General features: G+C 67.5%; 19 protein-coding genes. 5 read left to right on the top strand and 14 right to left on the bottom strand.

Going from position 1 to position 23,492, the window contains the following annotated elements:
* Position 1: 1 nt before the first annotated feature.
* On the bottom strand, positions 2–1,678 hold the full coding sequence (locus CK240_RS10370) for an RNA-directed DNA polymerase (protein ID WP_095640264.1): 1,677 nt from the start codon (positions 1,676–1,678) through the stop codon (positions 2–4).
* Between the two features lie 101 nt (positions 1,679–1,779).
* Complete coding sequence (locus CK240_RS10365) at positions 1,780–2,001, bottom strand: hypothetical protein (RefSeq protein ID WP_095640263.1); 222 nt, start codon at positions 1,999–2,001, stop codon at positions 1,780–1,782.
* A gap of 231 nt (positions 2,002–2,232) precedes the next feature.
* Between CK240_RS10365 and CK240_RS10360 the strand changes: the two genes are divergently transcribed.
* Both CK240_RS10360 and aroC read left to right on the top strand, forming a co-directional pair.
* Positions 2,233–2,832 (top strand): recombinase family protein, encoded by a 600-nt coding sequence (locus tag CK240_RS10360; RefSeq protein ID WP_095640262.1) that lies wholly within the window; start codon positions 2,233–2,235, stop codon positions 2,830–2,832.
* A gap of 905 nt (positions 2,833–3,737) precedes the next feature.
* Entirely contained in the window at positions 3,738–4,838 is a 1,101-nt protein-coding gene (gene aroC, locus CK240_RS10355; protein ID WP_095640261.1) for a chorismate synthase, read from the top strand.
* On the opposite strand, the gene CK240_RS10350 is transcribed toward aroC, so the two are convergent.
* From CK240_RS10350 to recA, 4 genes are all read right to left on the bottom strand, one after another.
* Positions 4,835–5,629, bottom strand: a complete 795-nt coding sequence (locus CK240_RS10350; protein ID WP_095640260.1) for a class II glutamine amidotransferase — start codon at positions 5,627–5,629, stop codon at positions 4,835–4,837. The genes aroC and CK240_RS10350 overlap by 4 nt on opposite strands.
* 114 nt (positions 5,630–5,743) lie before the next feature.
* Positions 5,744–8,404 (bottom strand): alanine--tRNA ligase, encoded by a 2,661-nt coding sequence (gene alaS, locus CK240_RS10345; RefSeq protein ID WP_095640259.1) that lies wholly within the window; start codon positions 8,402–8,404, stop codon positions 5,744–5,746.
* 77 nt (positions 8,405–8,481) lie between these two features.
* Positions 8,482–9,699 (bottom strand): serine hydrolase domain-containing protein, encoded by a 1,218-nt coding sequence (locus CK240_RS10340; protein WP_095640258.1) that lies wholly within the window; start codon positions 9,697–9,699, stop codon positions 8,482–8,484.
* A gap of 130 nt (positions 9,700–9,829) precedes the next feature.
* The gene (gene recA, locus CK240_RS10335; RefSeq protein ID WP_095640257.1) at positions 9,830–10,900 is read right to left on the bottom strand and encodes a recombinase RecA; all 1,071 of its coding nucleotides are present in this window, start codon (positions 10,898–10,900) and stop codon (positions 9,830–9,832) included.
* A gap of 254 nt (positions 10,901–11,154) precedes the next feature.
* On the opposite strand from recA, the gene CK240_RS10330 reads away from it, so the two are divergent.
* The 3 genes from CK240_RS10330 to CK240_RS10320 all read left to right on the top strand — a co-directional run bounded on the left by CK240_RS10330 (position 11,155) and on the right by CK240_RS10320 (position 16,319).
* On the top strand, positions 11,155–12,306 hold the full coding sequence (locus CK240_RS10330) for an RsmB/NOP family class I SAM-dependent RNA methyltransferase (RefSeq protein ID WP_095640256.1): 1,152 nt from the start codon (positions 11,155–11,157) through the stop codon (positions 12,304–12,306).
* A gap of 92 nt (positions 12,307–12,398) precedes the next feature.
* Positions 12,399–14,450 carry an ATP-binding protein gene (locus CK240_RS10325; RefSeq protein WP_240517372.1) on the top strand — a complete coding sequence of 684 codons (2,052 nt, stop codon included), beginning with the start codon at positions 12,399–12,401 and terminating at the stop codon, positions 14,448–14,450.
* A 249-nt stretch (positions 14,451–14,699) separates the two neighbouring features.
* Positions 14,700–16,319 carry a CHASE domain-containing protein gene (locus CK240_RS10320; RefSeq protein ID WP_167650015.1) on the top strand — a complete coding sequence of 540 codons (1,620 nt, stop codon included), beginning with the start codon at positions 14,700–14,702 and terminating at the stop codon, positions 16,317–16,319.
* Positions 16,320–16,321: 2 nt separating this feature from the next.
* Here the strand turns inward: CK240_RS10320 and CK240_RS10315 are convergent, their stop codons facing one another.
* The 8 genes from CK240_RS10315 to sufB all read right to left on the bottom strand — a co-directional run bounded on the left by CK240_RS10315 (position 16,322) and on the right by sufB (position 23,492).
* Positions 16,322–17,146: a lysozyme family protein gene (locus CK240_RS10315; protein ID WP_205957809.1), complete on the bottom strand. Its 825-nt coding sequence runs from the start codon at positions 17,144–17,146 to the stop codon at positions 16,322–16,324.
* 62 nt (positions 17,147–17,208) lie between these two features.
* Positions 17,209–18,420 (bottom strand): cysteine desulfurase, encoded by a 1,212-nt coding sequence (locus tag CK240_RS10310; RefSeq protein ID WP_095640253.1) that lies wholly within the window; start codon positions 18,418–18,420, stop codon positions 17,209–17,211.
* Positions 18,417–18,995 carry a YIP1 family protein gene (locus CK240_RS10305; RefSeq protein WP_095640252.1) on the bottom strand — a complete coding sequence of 193 codons (579 nt, stop codon included), beginning with the start codon at positions 18,993–18,995 and terminating at the stop codon, positions 18,417–18,419. Before CK240_RS10305 ends, CK240_RS10310 begins: the two co-directional genes overlap by 4 nt.
* Entirely contained in the window at positions 18,992–19,480 is a 489-nt protein-coding gene (locus CK240_RS10300) for a hypothetical protein (protein ID WP_095640251.1), read from the bottom strand. The genes CK240_RS10305 and CK240_RS10300 overlap by 4 nt, the downstream gene beginning before the upstream one ends.
* Positions 19,481–19,483: 3 nt before the next feature.
* On the bottom strand, positions 19,484–20,821 hold the full coding sequence (locus CK240_RS10295) for a SufB/SufD family protein (RefSeq protein ID WP_095640250.1): 1,338 nt from the start codon (positions 20,819–20,821) through the stop codon (positions 19,484–19,486).
* Positions 20,814–21,575: a Fe-S cluster assembly ATPase SufC gene (sufC, locus tag CK240_RS10290; RefSeq protein ID WP_095640249.1), complete on the bottom strand. Its 762-nt coding sequence runs from the start codon at positions 21,573–21,575 to the stop codon at positions 20,814–20,816. The genes CK240_RS10295 and sufC overlap by 8 nt, the downstream gene beginning before the upstream one ends.
* 10 nt (positions 21,576–21,585) lie before the next feature.
* Entirely contained in the window at positions 21,586–21,957 is a 372-nt protein-coding gene (locus CK240_RS10285) for a hypothetical protein (protein WP_095640248.1), read from the bottom strand.
* The gene (gene sufB / locus CK240_RS10280) at positions 21,954–23,492 is read right to left on the bottom strand and encodes a Fe-S cluster assembly protein SufB (RefSeq protein ID WP_095640247.1); all 1,539 of its coding nucleotides are present in this window, start codon (positions 23,490–23,492) and stop codon (positions 21,954–21,956) included. The genes CK240_RS10285 and sufB overlap by 4 nt, the downstream gene beginning before the upstream one ends.

Below are 23,492 nucleotides of genomic sequence, written 5' to 3'. Positions count from 1 at the left end.
TCTACTTTTTTTTGCTTGCCCTATTGGCGGCGAATGCATCAGTTATAAGCTGATTGAGCTCACCTCTCCTACCCCAGTTGGCGTGCGCATTGGTCTTATCCGGGCCACTCCATGCCAACTGTGAAATAAAGTAAATAGCTGACTGGACATATTCACTTACACGGGTATATTCGCCGGCCAAGCTCCGACGTCTGGCAGCGTCCCCAAACCTACCAAGATAAATTGCGGCAGCTGCTCTTAATGCATCGTGGCGCGTTGCATCTCGAAAGCTCTGATAAGCAGCCTGCTCTGCGACATCCGAAACCGCGGATGCCCGCGCTAACGCTGCCAGAACCCACATTCGTTGCCAATCCTGCAAACGATCATCACTTACCTTTACAGCCAATGCTGCCTTCACATCATCACGATTTATAAAGCGAGCCAGGTAAGCGCAGTATATCTGGGCCATAGATGGGCGATCATCGAAATGACGAATAACGTGATCCACTGCATGATCAGACTCTACCTTGGCAAACAGAGGAAGGCAGAATCTTTCAATATTCTCTTCGTGCCCAGGAAAATCATCGAGGGAATCAAATAGACCTTTCGTTGCCTCGAGTTCAAGATTCACGATATTTTCGCTAGCATCTCCCCCTTCATCTTCCCTGTCTTCTCCGTCATTTTCATCATCGTCCCATCCGGACTGAAAGCCATAGTCAGTCTCAAAATCATTATCTTCCAGTTGCGCACGAACTTCGTCGATAGCATCCTGAAAGAGCTGCTCAAGGTCTGGCTCCTCAACGACCAACTGTGCCTTAGGGAATATGCAGCACTTGGCTTCATTAAGAGCTAGGTCATAGCTGCGAAGCTCGGGAGCGACAGCTCGGATCAACGCGTCCGCTGAAGCGGTGGAATCAACAAAAATATAGACATCATCAACGTATCTTGCGGACTGCACCCCTTCGTCATTCAGGAATCTGTCAAATGGAGAAAGGTAATAATTGCCAAGCATGTCACTTGGGAACATCCCCTGCACAATCCCGCGTGACGATCTATTGGTCGTAAAAGTCAGTAGGACATTCTCCAACCGGTCTACAAATGTCTTAGGATACCCAGCATCAGAAAGCATATTAACGAGAGTGTGCTGGTTTATCGATGAGAAGAAATTAGCGATGTCGAGCTTAATTACGTAGTTAACACTATCGTCTTCTGCATACTCCTTGAGAGCCTTTTGAAAATCAGCCCAACATGCCCTCGTAGAGCGAAACATTTTCTCTGGGTTGTCTTCATCAATATGATGACTAAAGCTTCTAGACTTATCCGTTCTCGCAGATATCACATCTATCGCGCCATCTGCCAATATCTGATAGAAGATTCTGTCCTTAGGAAATAATATGCTCCCCGGTCGAGTATAGTTCGGACCGCTCCTTGCTGGCCTCGTCGCTATCCTCATCCTAGCAGATTTTGGCACCTCGAGTGTAAGTGGCTGCCCTGGAAGAAATGTTCCGCCCTGCAGTTCGCCCTTAACTATTTCCGCCAGGCCCCTCGAGTTCCATCGGTAAATTACGTTTATATGAGGAGCGTAGATAAAATCCGACTTGATTTCGTTCATTATTTTTTGAGCAGCTAAGTCCCAATTCAGACTATTAATCACCCCTTTGTCCAGACCAAAAGGCTTTCCAAACTCAACCATATCCATCCTCCACGACGCTTGGGAAGATCGCTACCATGCCACGAATGGATAATGAAGATTTCTTTCAGAAAACGGCAGCCTTGCTCCTCCAGTTTAAGGGCGCGCCCTTAACCACGCCATCGTATCCGCGCGGCCTGCGCGCTTCTCCTCGCCCAGAGGCCCCCCCCCTGCTCGTCGCTCATCAGCCGGGCGGCGTCGGGGCCGAGGTCGTCGTAGGCCGCCTGCGCCTCGCCCCAGCCCGGCTTGTGGCCGTCCAGCCCCTCCTCCTCGCGGCTCGACAGGTAGTCCATCGTCTCGCCCCGCGCAGAAGACCCGCCAGCCGCGCGCATGAAGGTGCCGCTCGCACCGCGTTCATGCGGGGCCCTCGCCCATGCCGCGGAAGAAGCGGACCACGTCCTCCCCCGGCGCGATCGTCACCCGGATGCGCTTCGCCGCGGCCCCTATGGGGGCGGTGGTCGTCCTTCAAAGGAGCATGCGGACAGGCTCGCAATGCCTGCCCGGCCCGAGTCCCACCTGGATGTTTTGCATCGAGGGGGGCTTGAGCGTTACATGCTGGACCCATGACCCATACGCTGATCGGCTACGCCCGCTGCTCGACCGACAAACAGGACCTCGCCGCCCAGAAGGACATCCTCTCGGGGCTGGGGGTCGCGCCGGATCGCATCTACACCGACCACGGCTTCACCGGCACGAACCGCGCCCGCCCCGGTCTCGATCAGGCCTTGGCAGCCCTGCGTCCGGGCGACACGCTGGTGGTGCCCAAGCTCGACCGGCTGGCGCGCTCGGTTCCCGACGCGCGCGAGATTGCCGACAGCCTATCCGCGCGAGGGGTTCGGCTGCAGCTTGGCGCGGCCGTTCACGACCCGAACGACCCGATGGGCAAGCTGTTCTTCAACATTCTTGCCACCTTTGCCGAGTTCGAGGCCGATCTCATCCGGATGCGTACCCGCGAGGGCATGGCCGTGGCCCGCGCCAAGGGCAAGCTGCGGGGCAAGAAGCCCAAGCTGTCCGAGCGCCAGCAGAAGGAACTGCGGCGCATGTACGACACAGGCGATTACTCGATCAGCGATCTCGCCGAACTGTTTTCGATTTCACGACCGACGGTCTACCGGACGCTTCACCGTCAGGCCGCCGCGCCTGTCCCCATCGGAACGACCTGAGGGGATAGCGGCCCCGGCTTGGGAAAAGCCGGCAGGCTGGCAAGGCTGACTGCCCCGAGGCGCGGGGCTGCCTGACCACGGAACGCCAAAGTGCCGGGGCAAGGTCAACCGGCGGCGCCTTGCTGTTAGTCGGCATGACGAAGGGGAACCGGGCCTTAGCCGGGCATTTGTCCAAGTTGCGCAGGGTGTCGCGTTCATGGCCGCAGCGCAGGACGAGGGGGGCGAGGAACCGGGCGTTCGGGGCCGGAGGGCGCGCCGTCTGAAGCGCATCGCCTGCTCCATAGCCGCGCGTGACGCAGGGGACCACGGTCCTGCCTGCCAGGTCGTCGCCGCAGGAAGCTGGGGGTCACGGCGGGCAGGTCCATGCCCCGGATCGGCAAGCCGTGGAACACGGCACCGGTGCCGGTCAGATTCCGAGGCGCCAGCGACAGCGCGCCGTCCTGCTCGCGCATCTGCGTGGCCCCAGCTATCATCTCCTCGTAGTCCGCAGGCCAGGGATCGCGCGGGCGCAGCTCTCCGCGCCGAACCGGCGGAACAGGGCGCCTGCCCGCACCCGCATGTTGCCCAAGCGCGACAGGAACACCACAAGGCTGCGGCCGCGATCCTGTGCAGGAAGCGCCCAAGCCGAGGCGGCAATGCCGGCTGCGGCAGGAGCGTCGCGCGGAGGCTGTCGCAGCGGGCGATGCGGCGCTCCTCCGGCATGACACTGTTGTTTCACAGGATGCCGAGCATCTGGTGGTGCTCCTGACTATGAAGGATGGATCACCACGCAAGGGCGGATCGGCCCTCTGCGCTGACGACGATGCACACAGCGGCGCGGACAGGTCCGTGCCGGTCAGCGCTGAAACCTACACCGTTGCGCCCCGCGTCCCCCTCGCCTATGCCGTCGCAAAGGGGTTTTCCGCATGAGCGTCAACAGCTTCGGCCGCATCTTCACCGTCACCACCTGGGGCGAAAGCCACGGCCCCGCGCTCGGCGCCACCGTGGACGGCTGCCCCCCCGGCGTGCCGCTGGACGAGGCCGCGATCCAGCCCTTCCTCGACCGCCGCCGCCCCGGCCAGTCGAAGATGACCACGCAGCGCCAAGAGCCTGATTCCGTCCGCATCCTGTCCGGCGTTTTCGAGGGTCGGACGACCGGCACCCCCGTCCAGCTGATGATCGAGAACACCGACCAGCGCTCGCGCGACTATGGCGAGATCGCCCAGGCCTTCCGCCCCGGCCATGCCGACATCACCTATCACCTGAAATACGGCCACCGCGACTATCGCGGCGGCGGCCGATCCAGCGCCCGCGAAACCGCCGCCCGCGTCGCCGCTGGGGGCGTCGCCCGCGCGGCCCTGGGGGAACTGGCGCCACAGGTGACGATCACGGGGTACATGGTGCAGATGGGCGAGCTGGAAATAGACCGCTCGCGCTTCGACCCCGAGGAAATCACCCGCAACGACTTCTTCCTTCCCGACGCAGCGGCGGTCCCCGCCTGGACCGACTACCTGTCCCGCATCCGCAAGGAGCAGGACAGCGTCGGCGCGGTGGTCGAGGTGCTGATCCGGGGCTGCCCTCCGGGCCTCGGGGCGCCGGTCTACGGCAAGCTCGACACCGACCTTGCGGCGGCGATGATGTCGATCAACGCGGTCAAGGCCGTGGAGATCGGCGAGGGCATGGCCGCCGCCCGCCTGCGCGGCACCGAGAATGCCGACGAGATCCGCATGGGTCCGAACGGGCCCGAGTTCCTGTCGAACCATGCGGGCGGCATCCTCGGCGGCATCTCGACCGGGCAGGACATCGTGCTGCGCTTCGCGGTCAAGCCCACCAGCTCGATCCTGACGCCGCGCCGGACCATCAACCGCGCGGGCGAAGAGATCGACCTGGTGACCAAGGGCCGCCACGATCCCTGCGTCGGCATCCGCGCGGTGCCGGTGGCCGAGGCGATGGCGGCCTGCGTGGTCCTCGACCACCTGCTGCTGGACCGCGCCCAGACGGGCGGGCGGCGCGGCGAGATCGGCTAGGCGGCCTCGCGCAACCGCTGGACCACGAAGGGCGTGATCGTGACGGTCTCGCCCTCGAAGACGCAGAAGGAACCGGGCGGGACTTCCAGCCAGTCGGCCTCGTCCGTTTCCAGCGGCTCGGAGACGACGGCCCGGCCCATCCGGCTGTCGGACCAGCGGTGGAACAGCGTGGGCGCGTGGTCGTCCGTGGCGTAGCGTGCCGCATAAAGCCGCCGTCCGTCCGAGAAGGCGCAGGTCAAGCGGACATGGGGCGCGGTGCCACGCAGCCGCGCCAGCGCCTCGAAGCGCGCCGTGGCGCGGGCCAGGGCGCCGCAGGGATCGTCCTGAAGCCCCTCGCCCAAGGCGCAGAGGAACAGCGCCTCGCTGTCGGTCGCGCCCTTGCGGTGGGGGTAAAGCTCGTCGGGGATCAGCAGTTCGGCCGCGCGGCGCCAGCCGTCATAGCCGCCGAACTGGCCGTTGTGCATGAAGGACCAGCGGCCCACCGCAAAGGGATGGCAGTTGTTGCGGCTGGTGGCCGTGCCGGTCGAGGCGCGCACATGGGCCATGAACAGGGGCGACTTCACCGTCGCCGTCAGGCTGCGCAGGTTCGGGTCGGACCAGGCGGGCATGACATCGCGGTAAAGGCCGGGCTCGTCCCGCTCGCCATACCAGGCAAGGCCGAAGCCGTCGGCGTTCACGGGGGTCTGGCAGCGGACGGCGCCGTGGCTTTGCCGGATCAGCGAATGTCCCGGCCGGCTGACGATGTCCTCAAGAAAGATCGGCCTGCCCAGATAGGCCGCCCAGCGACACATTCCTGCCCCCATGCGTTCTTTTTCCCCATCCTAGCAGCGCCCTTGCAGGTTTTCAGCCGCTTTCGGGGGACAGGTGGCAGGGCGCGGATCACAAGCCCGCGCCCTGCCCGAAACTCAGGCAGCCGCCTCGGCGATGACCTGCTCGACGGCCGCGATAGCCTGATCCAGCGCATCAAGCGAGGGCGCCCCGCCCTGCGCCCGGTCGGGACGGCCGCCGCCGCCCTTGCCGCCCAGCGCGGCGACCGCCGCCTGGACCAGCGACACCGCGCTGACCCGTTCCGCCAGATCGGGCGTCACCGTCGCCGCGACCGTGGCCTTGCCGTTGTCCTCGGTCATCACGACCACCGCGCCGGTCGAAAGGCCCGAGCGCATCTGGTCGGCCAGCGCGCCCAGTTCCTTGCCGCTGACGCCCTCGACCCGCCGCGCGATCACCTGCACGCCGCCGATGTCCTTGGGCGCAGCCTCGGAGCCGCCGCCCATCGCCAACTGGCGCTTGAGCTGGGCGATCTCGTTCTGCATGGCCTTGCGGTCGTCGGCCAGCGCCTTGACCCGGCCCACCACGTCGCCCGACTGCGCCTTGAGCAGCCCCGCGATTTCGGACAACTGCCGCTCGGCCTCGCGCAGATGCGCCAGCGCCGCCTGACCGGTCAGCGCCTCGACCCGCCGCACGCCGGCCGAGGACGCGCTGTCGCCCAGAAGGACAAAGGCGCCGATGTCGCCGGTGCGGGTGACATGGGTGCCGCCGCAGAGCTCGATCGAGTAGATGTCGCGGTTCGTGCCCTTGCCCGAACCCTCGCGCCGGCCCATAGACACGACGCGCACCTCGTCGCCGTATTTCTCGCCAAACAATGCCTGCGCGCCCATTTCGCGCGCGTCGTCGGGCGCCATCACCCGCGTCTCGACGGGGGTGTTCTGGCGAATCACCGCGTTCACCTCGGCCTCGATCTGCGCCAGTTCCTCGGCCGTCAACGCCTTGCCGTGGCTGAAGTCGAAGCGCAGCCGGTCCTCGGCGTTGAGGCTGCCCTTCTGGGCGACATGCTCGCCCAGGGCATTCCGCAGCGCCTCGTTCAGCAGGTGCGTGGCCGAGTGGTTGGCCTGGATCGCGCCCCGGCGGTCGGCGTCAACCGACAGGGTCGCGCCCTGCCCGCGGGCGATCTGGCCCATGGTCACGGTGGCGAAATGGACAAACAGGTTGCCCGACTTCTTCGTATCCGTGACCTGCGCCGCGCCGGTTTCCGTCTTGATCAGGCCGGTGTCGCCCACCTGACCGCCGCTTTCGGCGTAGAAGGGCGACTGGTTGACGACGATCTGGACCTGCTGGCCCTCGCCCGCCGCCTCGACCTCGGCGCCGTCCTGCACCAGCGAAAGGATCGCGCCTTCGGCCGCCTGGGTGTCATAGCCCAGGAACTCGGTCGCGCCGTGACGCTCGGCCAGGTCGAACCAGATCGCGGCGTCCTTGGTCTCGCCCGAGCCCGCCCAGGCGGCCCGCGCCTTGGCCTTCTGCTCGGCCATGGCGGCGTCGAAGCCCGCGACCTCGACGCCCCGGCCCTGCTCGCGCAGCGCGTCCTGCGTCAGGTCCAGCGGGAAGCCGTAGGTGTCGTAAAGCTTGAAGGCCGTCTCGCCCGGCAGGTCCGCGCCCTCGGGCAGGCGCGCCACCTCGTCCGACAGCAGCCGCAGCCCGCGGTCGAGCGTCTGCTTGAAGCGCGTCTCCTCGCCCTTAAGCGTTTCCTCGATCATCGCCTGGCCGCGCGACAGTTCGGGATAGGCCGCGCCCATCTGCCGGACCAGTGCCGGAACCAGCCGGTGCATGACCGGGTCCTGCGCGCCCAGCATGTGCGCGTGGCGCATGGCGCGGCGCATGATGCGGCGCAGCACATAGCCGCGGCCCTCGTTCGACGGCATCACCCCGTCCGCGATCAGGAAGCTGGTGGACCGCAGGTGGTCGGCGATGACCCGGTGATGCACCTTGCCCGGCCCGTCGGGGTCCGAGTTGGTGGCATGGGCCGAGGCCTCGATCAGCGACCGCATCAGGTCGGTGTCATAGTTGTCGTGCTTGCCCTGCAGAAGCGCGCCGATCCGCTCCAGCCCCATGCCGGTGTCGATCGAGGGGTTCGGCAGCGGCTTCATCGAGCCGTCCTCGAACTGCTCGAACTGCATGAAGACGAGGTTCCAGATCTCGATGAAGCGGTCGCCGTCCTCCTCGGCGGAACCGGGCGGGCCGCCCCAGACGCTGGGGCCATGGTCGAAGAAGATCTCGGTGCAGGGGCCGCAGGGGCCGGTCGGGCCCATGCGCCAGAAGTTGTCGTCCGTCGCGATGCGGATGATGCGGTCGTCGGTCAGGCCCGCGACCTTCTTCCACAGGTCGGCCGCTTCCTCGTCGGTGTGATAGACGGTGACCAGCAGCTTGTCCTTGGGGATGCCGAAGTCCTTGGTCAGCAGTTCCCAGGCATAGGGGATCGCCTGGGTCTTGAAGTAGTCGCCGAACGAGAAGTTGCCCAGCATCTCGAAGAAGGTGTGATGCCGCGCGGTATAACCCACGTTGTCGAGGTCGTTGTGCTTGCCGCCCGCGCGCACGCATTTCTGCGCCGTGGTCGCGCGGGTGTAGTCGCGGTGTTCCAGCCCCGTGAACAGGTTCTTGAACTGGACCATGCCCGAGTTCGTGAACATCAGCGTCGGGTCGTTGCGCGGCACCAGGGGCGAGCTGTCCACGCGCCGGTGGCCGTTCCGTTCGAAGAAGTCGAGGAAGGTCGAGCGGATGTCGTTCAGGCTGGGCATGGGCGGATTCCTGCGGGGATTGGCAGCGGTCACATGTAAGACCGCCGCCCCTTCCTGTCCAGAACGCGCGCCGGGACTTACTTGCCGATCGCGTTCACCAGCGCGTCGAAGAAGGCCATGGGATCGACCGGCTCCTTGCCCAGGGGCTCGGGCTGGGCCGCGATGGTGGCGATGACCACCCGCTCGGCCGGATCGATGTAGATGTTCTGGCCCTGGATGCCGACCGCGGCATAGGCCTTGTGCGCAACCGACTGCTCGGTCCATGCGGGCCACCACATCAGCCCGTATTCCGCCGTGCTGCCGTCCTTCAGCGTGATCGGCAGGCCCGCGCGATCGGTCCAGCCGTCGGGCAGGACCGGCTTGCCGTCGATCATGCCGCCTTCCAGGAAGAACTGCCCGAAACGGGCGAAGTCGCGCAGCGTGGCCGAAAGCCCGCTGCCGCCGATCTCGTGGCCCTCGGGGCTGTCCAGCCACCATTTGGCCTCGGCCTCCATGCCGTAGGGCTGCCAGATCTTCTCGGCCAGATAGTCGGACAGCGTCTTGCCGGTGGCGCCGGTCACGATCTCGCCCGCGACCTGGGTCTCGCCGGTCGAATAGTTGTGCACGGTGCCCGGCTCGGCCGCGCGGGGCAGCGCCGCCATGACCTTCATCAGCCCGCCCGGCTGTTGCGCGATCTGCGCGGCCAGCAACGCGCGGCGGTCCGAGGCCGGGTCGGTGTAGGTCTCGTCCCACTGCACGCCCGAGGTCATCGCCAGGATCTGGCCGACCGTCACTCCGTCATAGGCGCTGCCCTTCAGCGCGGGGACATAGTCGGTGACAAGCGCCTCTTCGCCCGCGATGGCGCCGTCGCGGATCGCGGCGCCGATCAGCGTCGAGGTCACGGACTTGGCCAGCGACATCGACATCCAGCGCGTGTCGGGGCCGTTGCCGCGCTGGTAGATCTCGGTCACCACCTTGCCGTCCTTCAGGACGATCAGCCCGGTGATGCTGTCCAGCGCGATCACGTCGTCGAGGTCATAGGTCTTGCCGTCCAGCGTCAGGTCCAGCCGCCCCAGCTTCAGGTCCGAGGGTTCCAGGGCGCGCGGCGTGGCCGAGGGGGCGATGCTGCGGGTCGGGAACAGCCGGTCGATGTTGCGGAAGGTCGCCACCGCATCGTCGGGCAGAAGGTCGCCGTCATAGATCTGCTCGACCGTCCCGATGGGTTCCTCCGCATGGCGATAGGGCGTCTCGGCCAGCGCGGGCCCCGCGAGGGCAAGGGCGGCAAGCGCGAGGCGGATGGCAGCGGAAGGTCTCATCGGGCAGGCTCCATGATGGCTCGTCGGCAGCCTGCACGTCCGTCCGGCGGTGCGCCATCCCCGGAATGAAAAAGGGCGCCCGCGAGGGGCGCCCGTAGTCGGCAGGATCATGGGTGATCGGTGACGCCGCTCACTCCTCGGTCAGCGAGTCGTCCTCGTCCGGGCTTGCGCCGAAATCGAGGCCGTGGCTGGCGCGGATGCGGTCCTCGATGGCCAGCGCCACCTGCGGGTTGTCGCGCAGGAACTGCTTGGCATTCTCGCGCCCCTGCCCGATCCGCTCGTCACCGTAGGAATACCAGGCGCCCGACTTCTCGACCACGCCGGCCTTGACGCCGAGGTCGATCAGCTCGCCGACCTTGGAGATCCCCTCGCCGTACATGATGTCGAACTCGACCTGCTTGAAGGGCGGGGCCACCTTGTTCTTGACGACCTTCACCTTGGTCGAGTTGCCCACCACCTCGTCACGGTCCTTGATCGACCCCGTGCGGCGGATGTCGAGGCGCACCGAGGCATAGAACTTGAGCGCGTTGCCGCCCGTCGTCGTTTCCGGGTTGCCGAACATGACGCCGATCTTCATGCGGATCTGGTTGATGAAGATCACCATGCAGTTCGACCGGCCGATGCTGGCGGTCAGCTTGCGCATCGCCTGGCTCATCAGGCGGGCCTGGCTGCCCATCTGCATGTCGCCCATGTCGCCCTCGATCTCGGACTTGGGCGTCAGCGCCGCGACCGAGTCGACCACGACCAGGCTGACCGCACCGGACCGCACCAGCGTATCCACGATCTCCAGCGCCTGTTCGCCCGTGTCGGGCTGCGAGATCAGCAGCTCGTCCAGGTTCACGCCCAGCTTGCGGGCGTATTGCGGATCAAGCGCGTGTTCCGCGTCCACGAAGGCGCAGACGCCGCCCTTCTTCTGTTCCTCGGCGACCACATGCAGCGTCAGCGTGGTCTTCCCCGAGCTTTCCGGCCCGAAGATCTCGATGATGCGGCCCTTGGGCAACCCGCCGATCCCCAGCGCGATGTCCAGCCCCAGCGAGCCGGTCGAGGTCGCCTCGATCTCGGCCACCGGGTTGTCGGCGCCGAGCTTCATGATCGAGCCCTTGCCGAACTGGCGTTCGATCTGCGCCAGGGCGCTGTCGAGCGCCTTCTGCCGGTCCGCGCTGCGTTTGTCGTCCATCTTCAGGATGCTCGCCCCAGACATTTTCACCTACTCTATTGCAGCGCATGGCCTTGCACAACGATGCGGCGCAGCCATCTCTTGTTCACCTGATGTTCTGGATCCCAGATGGTCATTTACGCGTCTGTCCACAAGGACTTGCAGCCCTTGAATCACAGTCTGGGGCAAGAATCTTAAGAAAGCGTTGACCCGTTTTCCGGGGTCCGGCTTGAGCCTGCGCGCCGAGGGGATAAACTGGCGCCCATGCACCTTTTTCTTCTCCGCGCCGGGGTCCGGCCGTGACCCCCGCAGCCCGCGCGGCCGCCGCCATCCAGATTCTCGACGCCATCCTCCAGGGCGAACCGGCCGAGGCGCAGCTGACCCGCTGGGCGCGCACCAGCCGCTTTGCGGGCTCGGGCGACCGCGCCGCCGTGCGCGACCTTGTCTATGACACGCTGCGTCGACGGCGCAGCCGGGCGGCCTTGGGCGGCGCGGACAGCGGGCGCGGCCTGATCCTCGGCGCCCTGCGCGAGGCCGGGACCGACCCGGCGACGATCTTCACGGGGGAAGGCCACGCCCCCGCCCCCCTGACGCCCGCCGAAGCCGCAGGCGGCCGCGCCCCTTCCCCCGCAGAAGCGACGGACCTGCCCGACTGGATCGCGCAGGCGCTCGCGGCTGATCTCGGCCCCGGTTTTCCTAAGGTGGCCGAAGCGCTGCGGGACCGCGCCCCCGTCTGGCTGCGCGCGAACCTTGCCCGCGCCACGCCCGAGGCCGCGCGCGCGGCCCTGGCCGCCGAAGGCATCGAGGCCGAGCCCGATCCCCGCTGCGCGACCGCCCTGCGCGTGACGGCGGGCGGGCGGCGGATCCAGTCCTCGGCCGCCTACCGCGACGGGTTGGTGGAACTGCAGGACCTGTCCCCCCAGATGGCCTGCGCCGCGCTGGACGCGGGCCCGGGAACGACGGTCCTGGACTTTTGCGCGGGCGGCGGCGGCAAGTCGCTGGCGCTGGCCGCACGCGGTGCGCGGGTGACGGCTTGGGATGCCGCGCCCGCACGGATGCGCGACCTGCCCGCGCGGGCGGCCCGCGCCGGGGTCAGGATAACCGTCGCGGAACCCGCCGGACCGGCCGGGCTGTTCGATCTTGTCGTGACGGACGTGCCCTGCTCGGGCTCGGGCACCTGGCGGCGGACGCCGGATGCGAAATGGCGGCTTTCGCCCGGGGATCTCGCGCAGCTGACGCGCACGCAGGCCGGGATCCTGGCGCGCGCCGCCACCCATGTGCGGCCCGGCGGGACGCTGGCCTACATGACCTGCTCGCTGCTGGCGCGCGAGAACGAGGAACAGGTCGCCCGATTTGTGGCGCAGCATCCCGGATTTCGCCCGCAGGAGGCGGTCACATGGACGCCCATGACGGCGAGCGACGGTTTTTTCCTGGCGAAGCTTGCCCGTTAAGCGTCGCTTAACCGGCAGGGCAGTATCCTCGGGCGCGAATCGGTCTTGAGGCGGGAATGAAGCAGAACGGGATCTTGCCCTCGCGCGGCCTCATGATGGTGCCGGTCCTGATGCTGCCGACGATCATCGGGGCGCTGTGGCTGGCGCTTGCACCCGGGGCCGTGCCTGCGCGGGTGCTGGTCGTGGCGGGAACCGCCGCCGTGGCCTGGTACCTGCTGGGGGGCATCTTCGCGGGACAGAGGCTCTTGTCTGAGTTGACGGTGATGCGGCAGGTCCGGTCTGCGCGGCGGATGCTGGCGGACGAACCGGGCTGCGCCTGGATCGTCGATGCCCGTGGCGCCATCCGGGCGCAATCGGCCGAGGCCGAGCGGATGCAGGACATGGCGGGCCGGGATGCCGCGGCACTTCTGACCCGTCACCGCGCGCGCCCCGCTGCCGCCGCGGCCGGACTGCTGGCGCGCGTCAGCGACGATCGGCCCGCCCGATTGCCGCTCGGGGATGGCACCCGCCTGACCGCCCGCCGCCTTCCCGGCACCGAACTGCAGCTGTGGCGGCACGAGGCCCCGCGCCCCGAGACGGTGCCCTCGACGCTGGGACCGGCAACGGACGCGGGCTTCGACTACCTGACACTTCCCATCGCGCTGGTCGATCTCGACGCCTCGGGACGGGTGCTCACGGCCAATCCCGCCGCGCAGGCGCTGCTGGGCCCGGTCGCGCGCGGCACCTTCCTGGGCGACCTGGTCGAGGGTCCCGGGCGCCCCCTGGGCGACTGGATCGCCGAGGTCCGAGAGGGCCGCGACACCGGCCGCGGCGAGGTGCTGCAAACCCGCACCGGAGAGCCCGAGCGTGCGCTGCAGGTCACGATGGGGGCAAGTCCCGGATCGGACCGCATCGTGGCGGTGCTGACGGATGTCAGCGCGCTGAAGACGCTGGAAGCGCAGTTCGTGCAAAGCCAGAAGATGCAGGCCATCGGCCAGCTGGCGGGCGGCATCGCGCATGACTTCAACAACCTGCTGACGGCGATCACGGGCCATTGCGACCTTCTGATGCTGCGGCGCGACAATACCGACCCCGATTACGCGGACCTGCACCAGATCTCGCAGAACGCCAACCGGGCGGCGGCCCTGGTGCGCCAGCTGCTCGCCTTCTCGCGCAAGCAGACGCTGACGCCGCAGCTCATCGACCTGCGGCACGCGCTGTCCGACCTCAGCCATCTTCTCAACCGTCTCGTCGGAGAGCGGGTCGTGGTCACCGTGACGCATGACCCTTCGCTGCGGCCGATCCGCGCCGACGCCCGGCAGTTCGAGCAGGTGCTGATGAACCTCGTCGTGAACGCCCGCGACGCCATGCCCGGCGGCGGCGAGGTCGCGATCCGCACCGAGAATGTCCGCCTGCGGTCCCCGCTGACGCTGGAACGGGCCAGCATTCCCAAGGGCGAATACGTGCGCATCACGGTCTCGGACCAGGGCTGCGGCATCCCGCCCGAGGCGCTGGACAAGATCTTCGACCCGTTCTTCACCACCAAGAAGCAGGGCGAGGGAACCGGCCTGGGGCTTTCCACGGCCTACGGCATCGTCAAGCAGACAGGCGGCTACATCTTCTGCGACAGCGTTCCGGGCGAGGGCACGACCTTTACCCTGTATTTTCCCGCCCAGCACGCCCGGCCGGCGGCGGCCAAGCCGGCCCCGGCACCGGCATCCGCCCCCCCGGACGACCTGCCCGAAGAGCGCCGGCGCACCGTGCTGCTGGTCGAGGACGAGGCGCCCGTGCGCGCCTTCGCCGCCCGCGCCCTGAAGCTGCATGGCTTCGACGTCATCGAGGCTGACAGCGGGGAACGTGCGATCGAGATCCTGTCCGACGCCGCGCTGGCGGTGGACATCTTCGTGACGGATGTCGTCATGCCCGGCATGGATGGCCCTGCCTGGGTCCGCACGGCCCTGCACACCCGCGAGGGCACGCGCGTCATCTTCATGTCCGGCTACATGGAGGCAACGCTGTCGGACGGCAATGCAACGATCCCGAACGCGCTGTTCCTGCCCAAGCCCTTCTCGCTTTCGGACCTGGTCGCCAGCGTCGAAAGCCACCTGGCGGGGCGCCCCGGCCCGGCCCAGCCGGCCGATGGCGGCGGGCTTGCCTTGCAGTGACGCTTTCCTCGGGCGACAGGCCGGGGGGCTGCGCAAGGTCGCGGAAGGCCCCCGATGCGGCACGCAGGCTGCAGGGGCAAGCCGGCCATCTCCTTGCCATGGCTGAATGACAAGCCCCGCCCTGAAAGCCCCGGGGCGCTCTGGACAGGCCTCATCCCGCAGCGTAGGGGAGCGGGCGAGGCGCGCCGCGTCCCGCCTCCTTCCCTCGATCGCCGCAGCCGACGCGGCCTTCCTTTTCCCGAGCACGGAATGACACGCGCCCGCCAGACCGTTCTGATGTTGGGCGCCGTGCTCGTCACGCTGGCCCTGGGCCTTGGGCTGACCGTCGCCACGGTCCGCCTGGAAAACCAGGCCATCGCCATTCGCTTCGCGCGGCTTGCCGATCTCGTGTCCGGCCGGGTCCAGCAGCGCATGATCCAGCATGTCGCGCTGCTGCGTGCCACGGCAAGCTACTTCGATGCGGGAACCCAGCCCGTGACGGTCCCTGAGTTCGCACGCTATGTCGCGGGACTCGACCTTCGGGGCGACTACCAGGGGATTCAGGGCATCGGCTTCGCCGCGCTGCTTTCCGCAGCCGAGGCCGGACGGGCGCACGACCTGATCGCGGCCGCGCATGGACGCCGGGTCGCGGCCCGCCCCCCGAGCGACCAGGCCCTTGTCGGACCCATCGCCATGCTGGAGCCGCTGGACGAGCGGAACCTCCATGCGATCGGCTACGACATGTATTCCGAGCCCGCCCGGCGCGAGGCCATGGCGGCGGCGCTCGGGACGGGCGAGCCGCGGGCCACGGGGCCGGTCGAGCTGGTGCAGGAGATCACCTCCGACAAGCAGGCGGGTTTCCTGATCTACGTCCCGACCCGGGCCGGGCTGTTCGGGATGAGGCCGCGGCGCGATGGCGGCTTCGTTTATGCCCCCTTTCGGGCCGGGGACCTGCATGCCGCCGTGCTGGCCACCCTGCCGGACCTGCCGTTGAGGCTGCGGACCGTGGACGTTCTTGCCCCCGACCAGCCGCTTTTCGACAACAGCTCCGCGAAAATCCCCGCCTCACTGGCCGCGCACGCGATCACGCGCGAGATTTCGGTCGCCGGCCGCCGGTGGCAGATGACCATGACCCCGACGGCGGAGTTCTCGGGATGGATGAACCACTCGGCCAGCTTGATGGTGGGCGTCCTGTCGCTGCTGCTGGTGATCGCGGTCGGGGGAGCGACGTGGAACTTCATCCGCGCGCTGGCCGAGGCCGAGCGGGCGGCGGCGCTTTCGGGGCGCGAGGCCGAGCAGCGCGCGCTCCTGCTGCGCGAGATGCAGCACCGGATCAAGAACCACCTGGCCCGCATCCAGGCGATCGCCCGCCAGACGATGCGCTCGGCCAACGACCTTCCCGAATTCGGCCGCATCTTCGGGGCGCGGCTGTCGGCGATGGCCAAGGCGCAGGACGCGATCAACCGCGACGGGCGCGACTCGGCGGACCTGCGCGAGCTTCTGCTGGGCGAGATCGGCGGGGTCGTCGATGCCGCCCGCGCCGAAGCGATGCTGGCCGGGCCGCCCGTCCGGCTGAACGGGCGCGAGGCCCAGGCATTGGGGCTGGTCGCCTATGAGCTCAGCACCAATGCGATGAAATACGGCGCGGATGCCGATGCCCTGACGATCCGCATCGAATGGCACGTCGACAGGCGAGGCACAGCCGACTGGCTGGTCCTCGACTGGATCGAGCCGGAGGCTCTGCCCGGCGGCACCGACGACAGTTCCAGCGGCTTCGGCACGCAACTGATCCATGCGCTGATCGAGGGCGACCTGACCGGCAGCTTCTCGCGTGAGTTCGGCGAGGGGGGCATGGTCATCACCATCGCCTTTCCGCTGTCGCTGACCTGAACCTAAAGCGCCTCGGAAGGCGCGGCTTCAGGCAGGGACACGGGTTCTTCCGCAAGCGCCTCGCGCGGGCCGATCAGCGCGCCGCGGCTGAGGCCGATCAGCGCGCCCCGGCCCGGCGCCACCACGGCCAGCGAGCCGGGCGAGCCTGTTCTTGCAGAGCCGAGCGGCGCGCCCAGCAGCGTCAGCCTTTGCCGGGCGCGGGCGACCTTCTCGGGTGCGACCGGTGCGGCCATGGCGAAGTCGTTGTAAGTCTCGGGCGTGCCGGTCATGCCGGCGAAGCCATGCTTGCTGAATGTCGCGCGCAGGTCATCGAAGCGGGCGAGATACCTGTCCGCATGGACCGCCGTGCGCGAATGGAACGCCCCTGCCGCGCGGCGCCAGTCACCCGTTTCGGCATAAAGACCGCGGACGAAGCGGGCGGCGTAGCGTGCGTTTTCCAGCGGGTCGAACATCTCGACCACAGAGGGGAAGTTCTCGCCATGCCAGCGATAGTTCAGCTGGAAGCAGCCGATGTCGAGGTTCGGCCGGCCCTGGTCGATGCGGTCCTGCGCAAAGGCCAGCGCCTCGGCCGGATCCTCGAACCAGCTGCCGGCGCCCTCGGCATTCACGCTCCACGCCCAGGGGCGGACCACGCCATCGCGGCGGCGGCCGGTTTCGGTCAGGGTCAGCGCGCCGAGGATATCGGGCGGCACGCCCATTTCCGCCGCCGCCGTCATGGCTGCCCATTCGCAGACGGCCGCGGGTTGGTCAGCAGGATCGGTCGCGGCCTGCGCCACAGGCGCGAGCGGCAGCCAGAGCAGCACCGCAAGACCCCCCATCAGCCGCATATGCGCCACCCCTGCCCCTTGCAGGACCGGGATAGCACCGCAGGCTTAAGAAACCCTTGCGCTCAGGCGAAAAGCTCGCGGCAGAACTCGAGCCCCGAAACGAGGGCGTCCACGTCCTCGCGGGTGTTGTACATGGCAAAGCTCGCCCGCGCCGAGGCGGGGATGCCATAGTGCTGCATCAGCGGCATGGCGCAATGGGTCCCGGCGCGCACGGCGATGCCGCGCTGGTCGAGGATCGTGGCGATGTCATGGGCGTGCGCGCCCTCCATCGTCATGGAAAAGATCGCGCCCTTCCCCGGTGCCGTCCCCTGGATCTGCAGCCAGTTCAACCCGCCCAGGCGTTCCAGCGCATAGTCGCGCAACGAGGCCTCATGCGCCGAGATGTTCGCCATCCCCAGCGACATGAGATATTCCAGCGCCACGCCCAAGCCGATCTGGTTGACGATGCCGGGGGTGCCCGCCTCGAAGCGCAGGGGCGGGTCGGCATAGGTCACCGCGTTGCGCGACACCTCGCGGATCATGTCGCCGCCGCCGAGGAAGGGACGCATCTCGGCCTGCCGTTCCGACCTGATCCAGATCGCCCCGGATCCCGAGGGGCCGTAAAGCTTGTGCCCGGTGATGCAGTAGAAATCGCAGCCGAGGGCGCCCAGATCCACCGGCATGTGGACCGCCGCCTGGCTGCCATCGACCAGCACCGGCACGTCCGTTCCCCGCGCGATGGCCCCCACGTCCACCACCGTGCCGGTGACGTTCGACATGTGGGTGATGGCGATCAGCCGCGTCTTCGGCCCGACTGCCGCCAGCACCTTTTCGGGCGGCAGGCTGCCATCGGGCTCGGGTTCCACCCAGCGCAGCACGACGCCCTGCCGTTCGCGCAGGAAGTGCCACGGGACGATGTTGGCATGGTGTTCCAACAGGGACAGGACGATCTCGTCCCCCGGCTGCAGGCGGGGAGCCGCCCAGGCATAGCTGACGAGGTTGATGCCCTCGGTCGAGCCGCTGGTGAAGATCACCTCGTCCTCGCGCGGGGCATTGAGGAAGCGGGCGATGGTGGCGCGCACGCGTTCGTAGTTGTCGGTCGCCAGGTTCGACAGGAAATGCAGGCCGCGGTGCACGTTGGCGTATTCACCCGCATAGGCCGCCGAGATCGCGTCGATCACCACCTGCGGCTTCTGCGCGCTGGCCCCGCTGTCCAGATAAACCAGGGGACGCCCGTTCACCTGCCGGGACAGGATCGGGAAGTCGGCGCGGACGCGGGAAACGTCGAAACTCATGCGGGCGCTCCGGGCAGGAAGCCGAGGGTGGCGGCGAGGATGGACAAAAGGAAGCTGGTCAGCATGACCGTGCCCAGGATCCCCATCACCACCAGAAGGGGGTTGCGAAAGCCGTGAACTGCCATCGTCAGGGCCACCATCAGATAGGCAGCCAGCAGCAGCGCCGCAATGCCCAGAAGCGCACCGAGCGACGGCAGGACCAGCGTCACGGCAAGCTGCAGGGTCTGCAGCGCCACCATGATCGCCTCGATCCAGCCCACGGCCAGCAGCGCGTCGGCAAAGCGTCCCGTGCCGCCGAAGATGCGGCCCACCTCGGCCAGCAGATAGGCGCCGAAGGCCGCCGAGACCACCTGCACCGAGGCCATCGAGATGGGCGAGACCGACAGGAAGCCCAGCACCCCCGCCTCGGCCCCCGGCCCCGCCAGCAGGACCGTGGACAGCCAGGACAGGATGGCCGAGCAGGCGGCGGTGGCGAAGATCAGCGCCCAGCGGTCGCCCGGCTGCCACGGCTTGGCCTTCAGCACCCGGAATCCCGCGAGCGGGTCGCGGAGCGTCATCCTCATCAGGTCGATCATGCAGGCTGCCTTTGCTGGCTCAGGGCGCGAAGTCCCGAGATCCAGAACACCAGAAACGCGCCGCCCGCCAGCAGGTTCACGACCGCGACGGCGGGGCCCGGCCCCAGGAAGCCCGTCGTCAGCCCCTGAAGCAGCATGACCGGCGCGACCGCCGCCAGGGCCCAGACCAGCGCCAGCCGCGAGGCGCGCCCGTCCAGCCGCAGCCCGAAGGCCCGGGCGACAAGTTGCGCGACGGCGGCCACCGCCATGACGATCAGCGGCATCATGAACAGCGTGGCCAGCAGCGCCCCGCCCAGCCGCGCCTGCAGCGGAACCGAGGGGTCCAGCGCCGCCGCCCGCGCGTGCGCCGGCCATTGCGCCACGAAATAGACCGCCATCGTGCCCAGAAGCAGCGCCAGCAGCGCGGGCTCGGACAGGCCCGCCATCCCGCGCACCGCCGCACCGGGCGCACGCCAGGTCTGCAGGATGCGCGGGACCAGCGCCATGCCTCAGCCCTGGGCCTTGGCGGTCAGCCAGTCTTCCAGGCGGCCCGCGATCTCGGCCCGCAGGTCCTCGTCCTCGACTTCTTCCAGCGCGTCGGCCAGGAAGCTGAGGACCAGCAGCACGATCGCCCGTTCCCGCGGCACCCCGCGCGAGCGCAGGTAGAACAGCGCCGTCTCGTCCAGCGCGCCGGTGGTCGAGCCGTGGCTGCACTTCACGTCGTCGGCGTAGATCTCCAGTTCCGGCTTGGCGAGGAACTGGCTGTCCTCGTCCAGCAGCAGGGCCTGGCTGATCTGGTAGCCGTCGGTCTTCTGCGCGCCGGGACGCACGAGGATCTTGCCCTGGAAGACGCCGGTCGCGCCGTTCTTCAGCACCTTCTTGAAGACCTGCCGGCTTTCGCCGCGCAGGGCCCCGTGGGTGATGAACACGGTGTCGTCATGGCGCAGGTTGTCGCCGTCGCCAAGGACGGCCGCCGCGACGTGGGCCACGGCATCGTCGCCCGCAAGCTCGACCACCGATTCCGAGCGCATGTGCCGCCCATCGACCGACAGCTCGAAGCTTTTCAGCGAGGCGGCCTCGGCCACGCGGGCGAACAGGTGGGTGGTCGCGATGCGCGCCACGCCCGCGCGGGGCGCGGCGATGTGATGCAGCTTGGCACCGGGGGCGAGGTCGGCCTCGATCACCACGTTGCCGCGCGCGCCGAGCAGCCCGTTTTCCAGCAGCGTCAGCTCGGCCCCTTCTTCAAGCCGCAGGACGTGATGGACGATCACGTCGGCGCCCGCGTCCGAGGGACGATACAGGATCTGCACCGGACGGTCGGCCTTGCCGGTGACGCGGATCACCGCGCCGTCGGTGGCAACGGCCGTGTTCAGCGCGGCGAAGGCGCGCCGCACCGGCTTCTGGCCCTGGGCTTCCAGCACGCCATAGGCTTCGGCGACCCAGTGGCCGGGCTGCGCGTCGGCCTGGGCCAAGGTGGTGATCTCCACCCCGGCCAGCGCCGGATCGTCCGACGCGGCCGCGTCGAAGCGGCCGTCCACGAAGACCAGCCGCAGCTTGTCCACGTCGGCGAACAGCTTCGGGTCGCCCGCGACGGCTTCCAGCGCGACGGGCGCGGGCCGGGCGGCGTTGAAGGGCGCCGGATCGGTGTAACGCCAGTATTCGTGGCGCGGGCCGGGCAGGCCCTGTTCCTTCAGCCGCGCCAGGGCATCAGCACGCGCGGGCGCGGTGACGCCCGTCATGGGCGCAGGCGCGGCGGCAAGGCGGGCGTCAAGCTGCACATCGGCCCGGGCCGAGCGCGGCGCGCCCTCGATGACGGGGGTCTGCTGGGTCTTGACGGCCTCAAGCATCGGCGGCCTCGGCAAGGATGTCCCCGTAGCCGTTGCGCTCGACTTCCAGCGCCAGCTCGGGGCCGCCCGACTTCACGATGCGGCCGTCATGCATGATGTGGACGACGTCCGGCACGATGTGGTCCAGCAGGCGCTGGTAGTGGGTGATGACAAGGAAGCTGCGCTCGGGCGAACGCAGGGCGTTCACGCCCTCGGCCACCAGCCGCATCGCGTCCACGTCGAGGCCCGAGTCCGTCTCGTCCAGGATGCACATGCGGGGTTCCAGCATGGCCATCTGCAGGATCTCGTTGCGCTTCTTCTCGCCGCCCGAGAAGCCGACGTTCACCGGGCGCTTCAGCATCTCGGCGTCGATGTCCAGCGCCTTGGCCTTTTCCCGCACCAGCTTGAGGAAGTCGCCCGCCGACAGTTCCTCCTCGCCGCGCGCCTTGCGCTGGGCGTTCACGGCCGTGCGCAGGAAGGTCATGTTGCCGACGCCGGGAATTTCCACCGGATACTGGAAGGCCAGGAACAGGCCGGCCGCGGCGCGTTCCTCGGGCTCCATCTCCAGCAGGTCGCGGCCGTCCAGCGTGGCCGAGCCTTCCGTGACCTCATAGCCCTCGCGGCCCGACAGCACATAGGAGGTCGTGGACTTGCCCGAGCCGTTCGGGCCCATGATCGCATGAACCTCGCCCGCGGGCACGGTCAGCGTGACGCCCTTGAGGATCTGCTTGCCCTCTTCCTCGAGCTGCACGTGAAGGTTTTTGATTTCCAGCATGTTATCCTCGTTATTCCTTCAAGCCAGCCGCTGCCGCCGCGTTCTGGCGATGTATCTTTCTGACGACGAGCGCGGTCAAAGTAACCATCCAGCAGGTCATCCAACCTATGATGCCAATTGCCATGACGACGTCCTCTTCAACCCCGAAAGCAAGATCGACGCCTTTGGCAATCCCGGCCGCGAAAAGGAATGACAGGAAATTGACAAGCGCGATGATACATATGCCGGGCGCGGATTTGCGCTGCCCCGCATTAAGTGCGCGATCATACTCGTCAAGATGCCCATAACGGCTCTCTACCCGTCGATCCACTCTCGCACGATGCCATGCATCGAGGTTGTCATACGCCCGCTCCAGCATGCTGCTGTAGGGCTGGTGCGTCACCCCACCGACCCCTCCAGGCTGATGGCGACCAGGCTCTGCGCCTCCATCGCGAATTCCATCGGCAGGGCCTGCAGCACCTCGCGGCAGAAGCCGTTGACGACAAGGGCCACGGCCTCTTCCTCGTCCATGCCGCGGGCGCGGCAGTAGAACAGCTGGTCCTCGTCCACCTTGGACGTGGTGGCCTCGTGCTCCACGCGCGACGAGGTGTTCTTGACCTCGATATAGGGCACGGTATGCGCCCCGCACTGGTCGCCGATCAGCAGGCTGTCGCACTGGGTGTAGTTGCGGCTGTTGGTGGCGCGCGGGTGCATCGTCACCAGACCGCGATAGGTGTTCTGCGCCCGGCCCGCCGAGATGCCCTTGGACACGATGCGCGAGCGGGTGTTCTTGCCAAGATGGATCATCTTGGTCCCGGTGTCGGCCTGCTGGGCGTTGTTGGCGATGGCGATCGAGTAGAACTCGCCCTGGCTTTCCTCGCCCCGCAGGATGCAGGACGGGTATTTCCAGGTGATGGCCGAGCCGGTTTCCACCTGCGTCCACATCACCTTGGCGCGGGCCTCGCGGCAGTCGGCGCGCTTGGTGACGAAGTTGTAGATGCCGCCCTTGCCTTCCTCGTCGCCGGGGAACCAGTTCTGGACGGTCGAGTATTTCACCTCGGCGTCCTCAAGCACGACGATTTCCACCACGGCCGCGTGCAGCTGGGCGGTGTCGCGCTTGGGCGCGGTGCAGCCTTCCAGGTAGCTGACGTGGCTGCCCTTGTCGGCGATGATCAGCGTGCGCTCGAACTGGCCGGTGTTTTCCGCGTTGATGCGGAAATAGGTGGACAGTTCCATCGGGCAGCGGACGCCCGGCGGGATGTAGACAAACGACCCGTCCGAGAACACGGCCGAGTTCAGCGTCGCGAAGAAGTTGTCCGACGGCGGCACGACCGAGCCGAGGTATTTCTTCACCAGCTCGGGATGCTCGCGGATCGCTTCCGAGATCGAGCAGAAGATCACCCCGGCCTTCGCCAGTTCATCCTTGAAGGTCGTCCCCACGCTGACCGAGTCGAAGACCGCATCCACGGCCACCCGGCGGGCGTCGTCGCGGCCCTGGATGGGCGAGGCGTCGGCGCCTTCGACCCCGGCCAGGATCGCCTGTTCCTTCAGCGGGATGCCCAGCTTCTCGTAGGTCGCCAGCAGGGCGGGATCGACCTCGTCCAGCGACTTGGGCTTGACGGCCATGCTTTTCGGACGGGCGTAGTAATACTGGTCCTGATAGTCGATCTCGGGATAGTTCAGCATCGCCCAGCGCGGCTCGGTCATGCCCTGCCAGCGGCGGAAGGCGGCCAGGCGCCACTCGGTCATCCACTCGGGCTCGTCGTTCTTCTGGCTGATCAGCCGGACGATGTCCTCGTTGATGCCCTTGGGGGCGTATTCCATCTCGATCTCGGTGTCCCACCCGTATTTGTAGGACCCCATGTTGGCGACGGTCTCGACCGTCTCACGGTCGACGCCTTCGCGGACTTCGATCTCGGGCGCGTCCAGAACGGCCAT

Source organism: Paracoccus salipaludis, from assembly GCF_002287065.1.
Classification (GTDB): domain Bacteria; phylum Pseudomonadota; class Alphaproteobacteria; order Rhodobacterales; family Rhodobacteraceae; genus Paracoccus; species Paracoccus salipaludis.
The sequence above is the reverse complement of the archived record's forward strand: the minus strand, read 5'-3'. Positions and strand labels throughout refer to the sequence as shown.

Bases quoted from the DNA above. Each gene is read 5' to 3' on its own strand.
- CK240_RS10320 (WP_167650015.1), top strand. From the start codon at position 14,700: ATGACACGCGCCCGCCAGACCGTTCTGATGTTGGGCGCCGTGCTCGTC.
- sufC (WP_095640249.1), bottom strand. From the start codon at position 21,575: ATGCTGGAAATCAAAAACCTTCACGTGCAGCTCGAGGAAGAGGGCAAG.
- CK240_RS10305 (WP_095640252.1), bottom strand. From the start codon at position 18,995: ATGATCGACCTGATGAGGATGACGCTCCGCGACCCGCTCGCGGGATTC.
- CK240_RS10340 (WP_095640258.1), bottom strand. From the start codon at position 9,699: ATGAGACCTTCCGCTGCCATCCGCCTCGCGCTTGCCGCCCTTGCCCTC.
- CK240_RS10370 (WP_095640264.1), bottom strand. From the start codon at position 1,678: ATGGATATGGTTGAGTTTGGAAAGCCTTTTGGTCTGGACAAAGGGGTG.
- CK240_RS10325 (WP_240517372.1), top strand. From the start codon at position 12,399: ATGATGGTGCCGGTCCTGATGCTGCCGACGATCATCGGGGCGCTGTGG.
- CK240_RS10350 (WP_095640260.1), bottom strand. From the start codon at position 5,629: ATGTGTCGCTGGGCGGCCTATCTGGGCAGGCCGATCTTTCTTGAGGAC.
- CK240_RS10315 (WP_205957809.1), bottom strand. From the start codon at position 17,146: ATGCGGCTGATGGGGGGTCTTGCGGTGCTGCTCTGGCTGCCGCTCGCG.
- alaS (WP_095640259.1), bottom strand. From the start codon at position 8,404: ATGCCCAGCCTGAACGACATCCGCTCGACCTTCCTCGACTTCTTCGAA.
- CK240_RS10310 (WP_095640253.1), bottom strand. From the start codon at position 18,420: ATGAGTTTCGACGTTTCCCGCGTCCGCGCCGACTTCCCGATCCTGTCC.
- CK240_RS10365 (WP_095640263.1), bottom strand. From the start codon at position 2,001: ATGCGCGCGGCTGGCGGGTCTTCTGCGCGGGGCGAGACGATGGACTAC.
- sufB (WP_095640247.1), bottom strand. From the start codon at position 23,492: ATGGCCGTTCTGGACGCGCCCGAGATCGAAGTCCGCGAAGGCGTCGAC.
- CK240_RS10360 (WP_095640262.1), top strand. From the start codon at position 2,233: ATGACCCATACGCTGATCGGCTACGCCCGCTGCTCGACCGACAAACAG.
- CK240_RS10295 (WP_095640250.1), bottom strand. From the start codon at position 20,821: ATGCTTGAGGCCGTCAAGACCCAGCAGACCCCCGTCATCGAGGGCGCG.
- aroC (WP_095640261.1), top strand. From the start codon at position 3,738: ATGAGCGTCAACAGCTTCGGCCGCATCTTCACCGTCACCACCTGGGGC.
- CK240_RS10300 (WP_095640251.1), bottom strand. From the start codon at position 19,480: ATGGCGCTGGTCCCGCGCATCCTGCAGACCTGGCGTGCGCCCGGTGCG.
- recA (WP_095640257.1), bottom strand. From the start codon at position 10,900: ATGTCTGGGGCGAGCATCCTGAAGATGGACGACAAACGCAGCGCGGAC.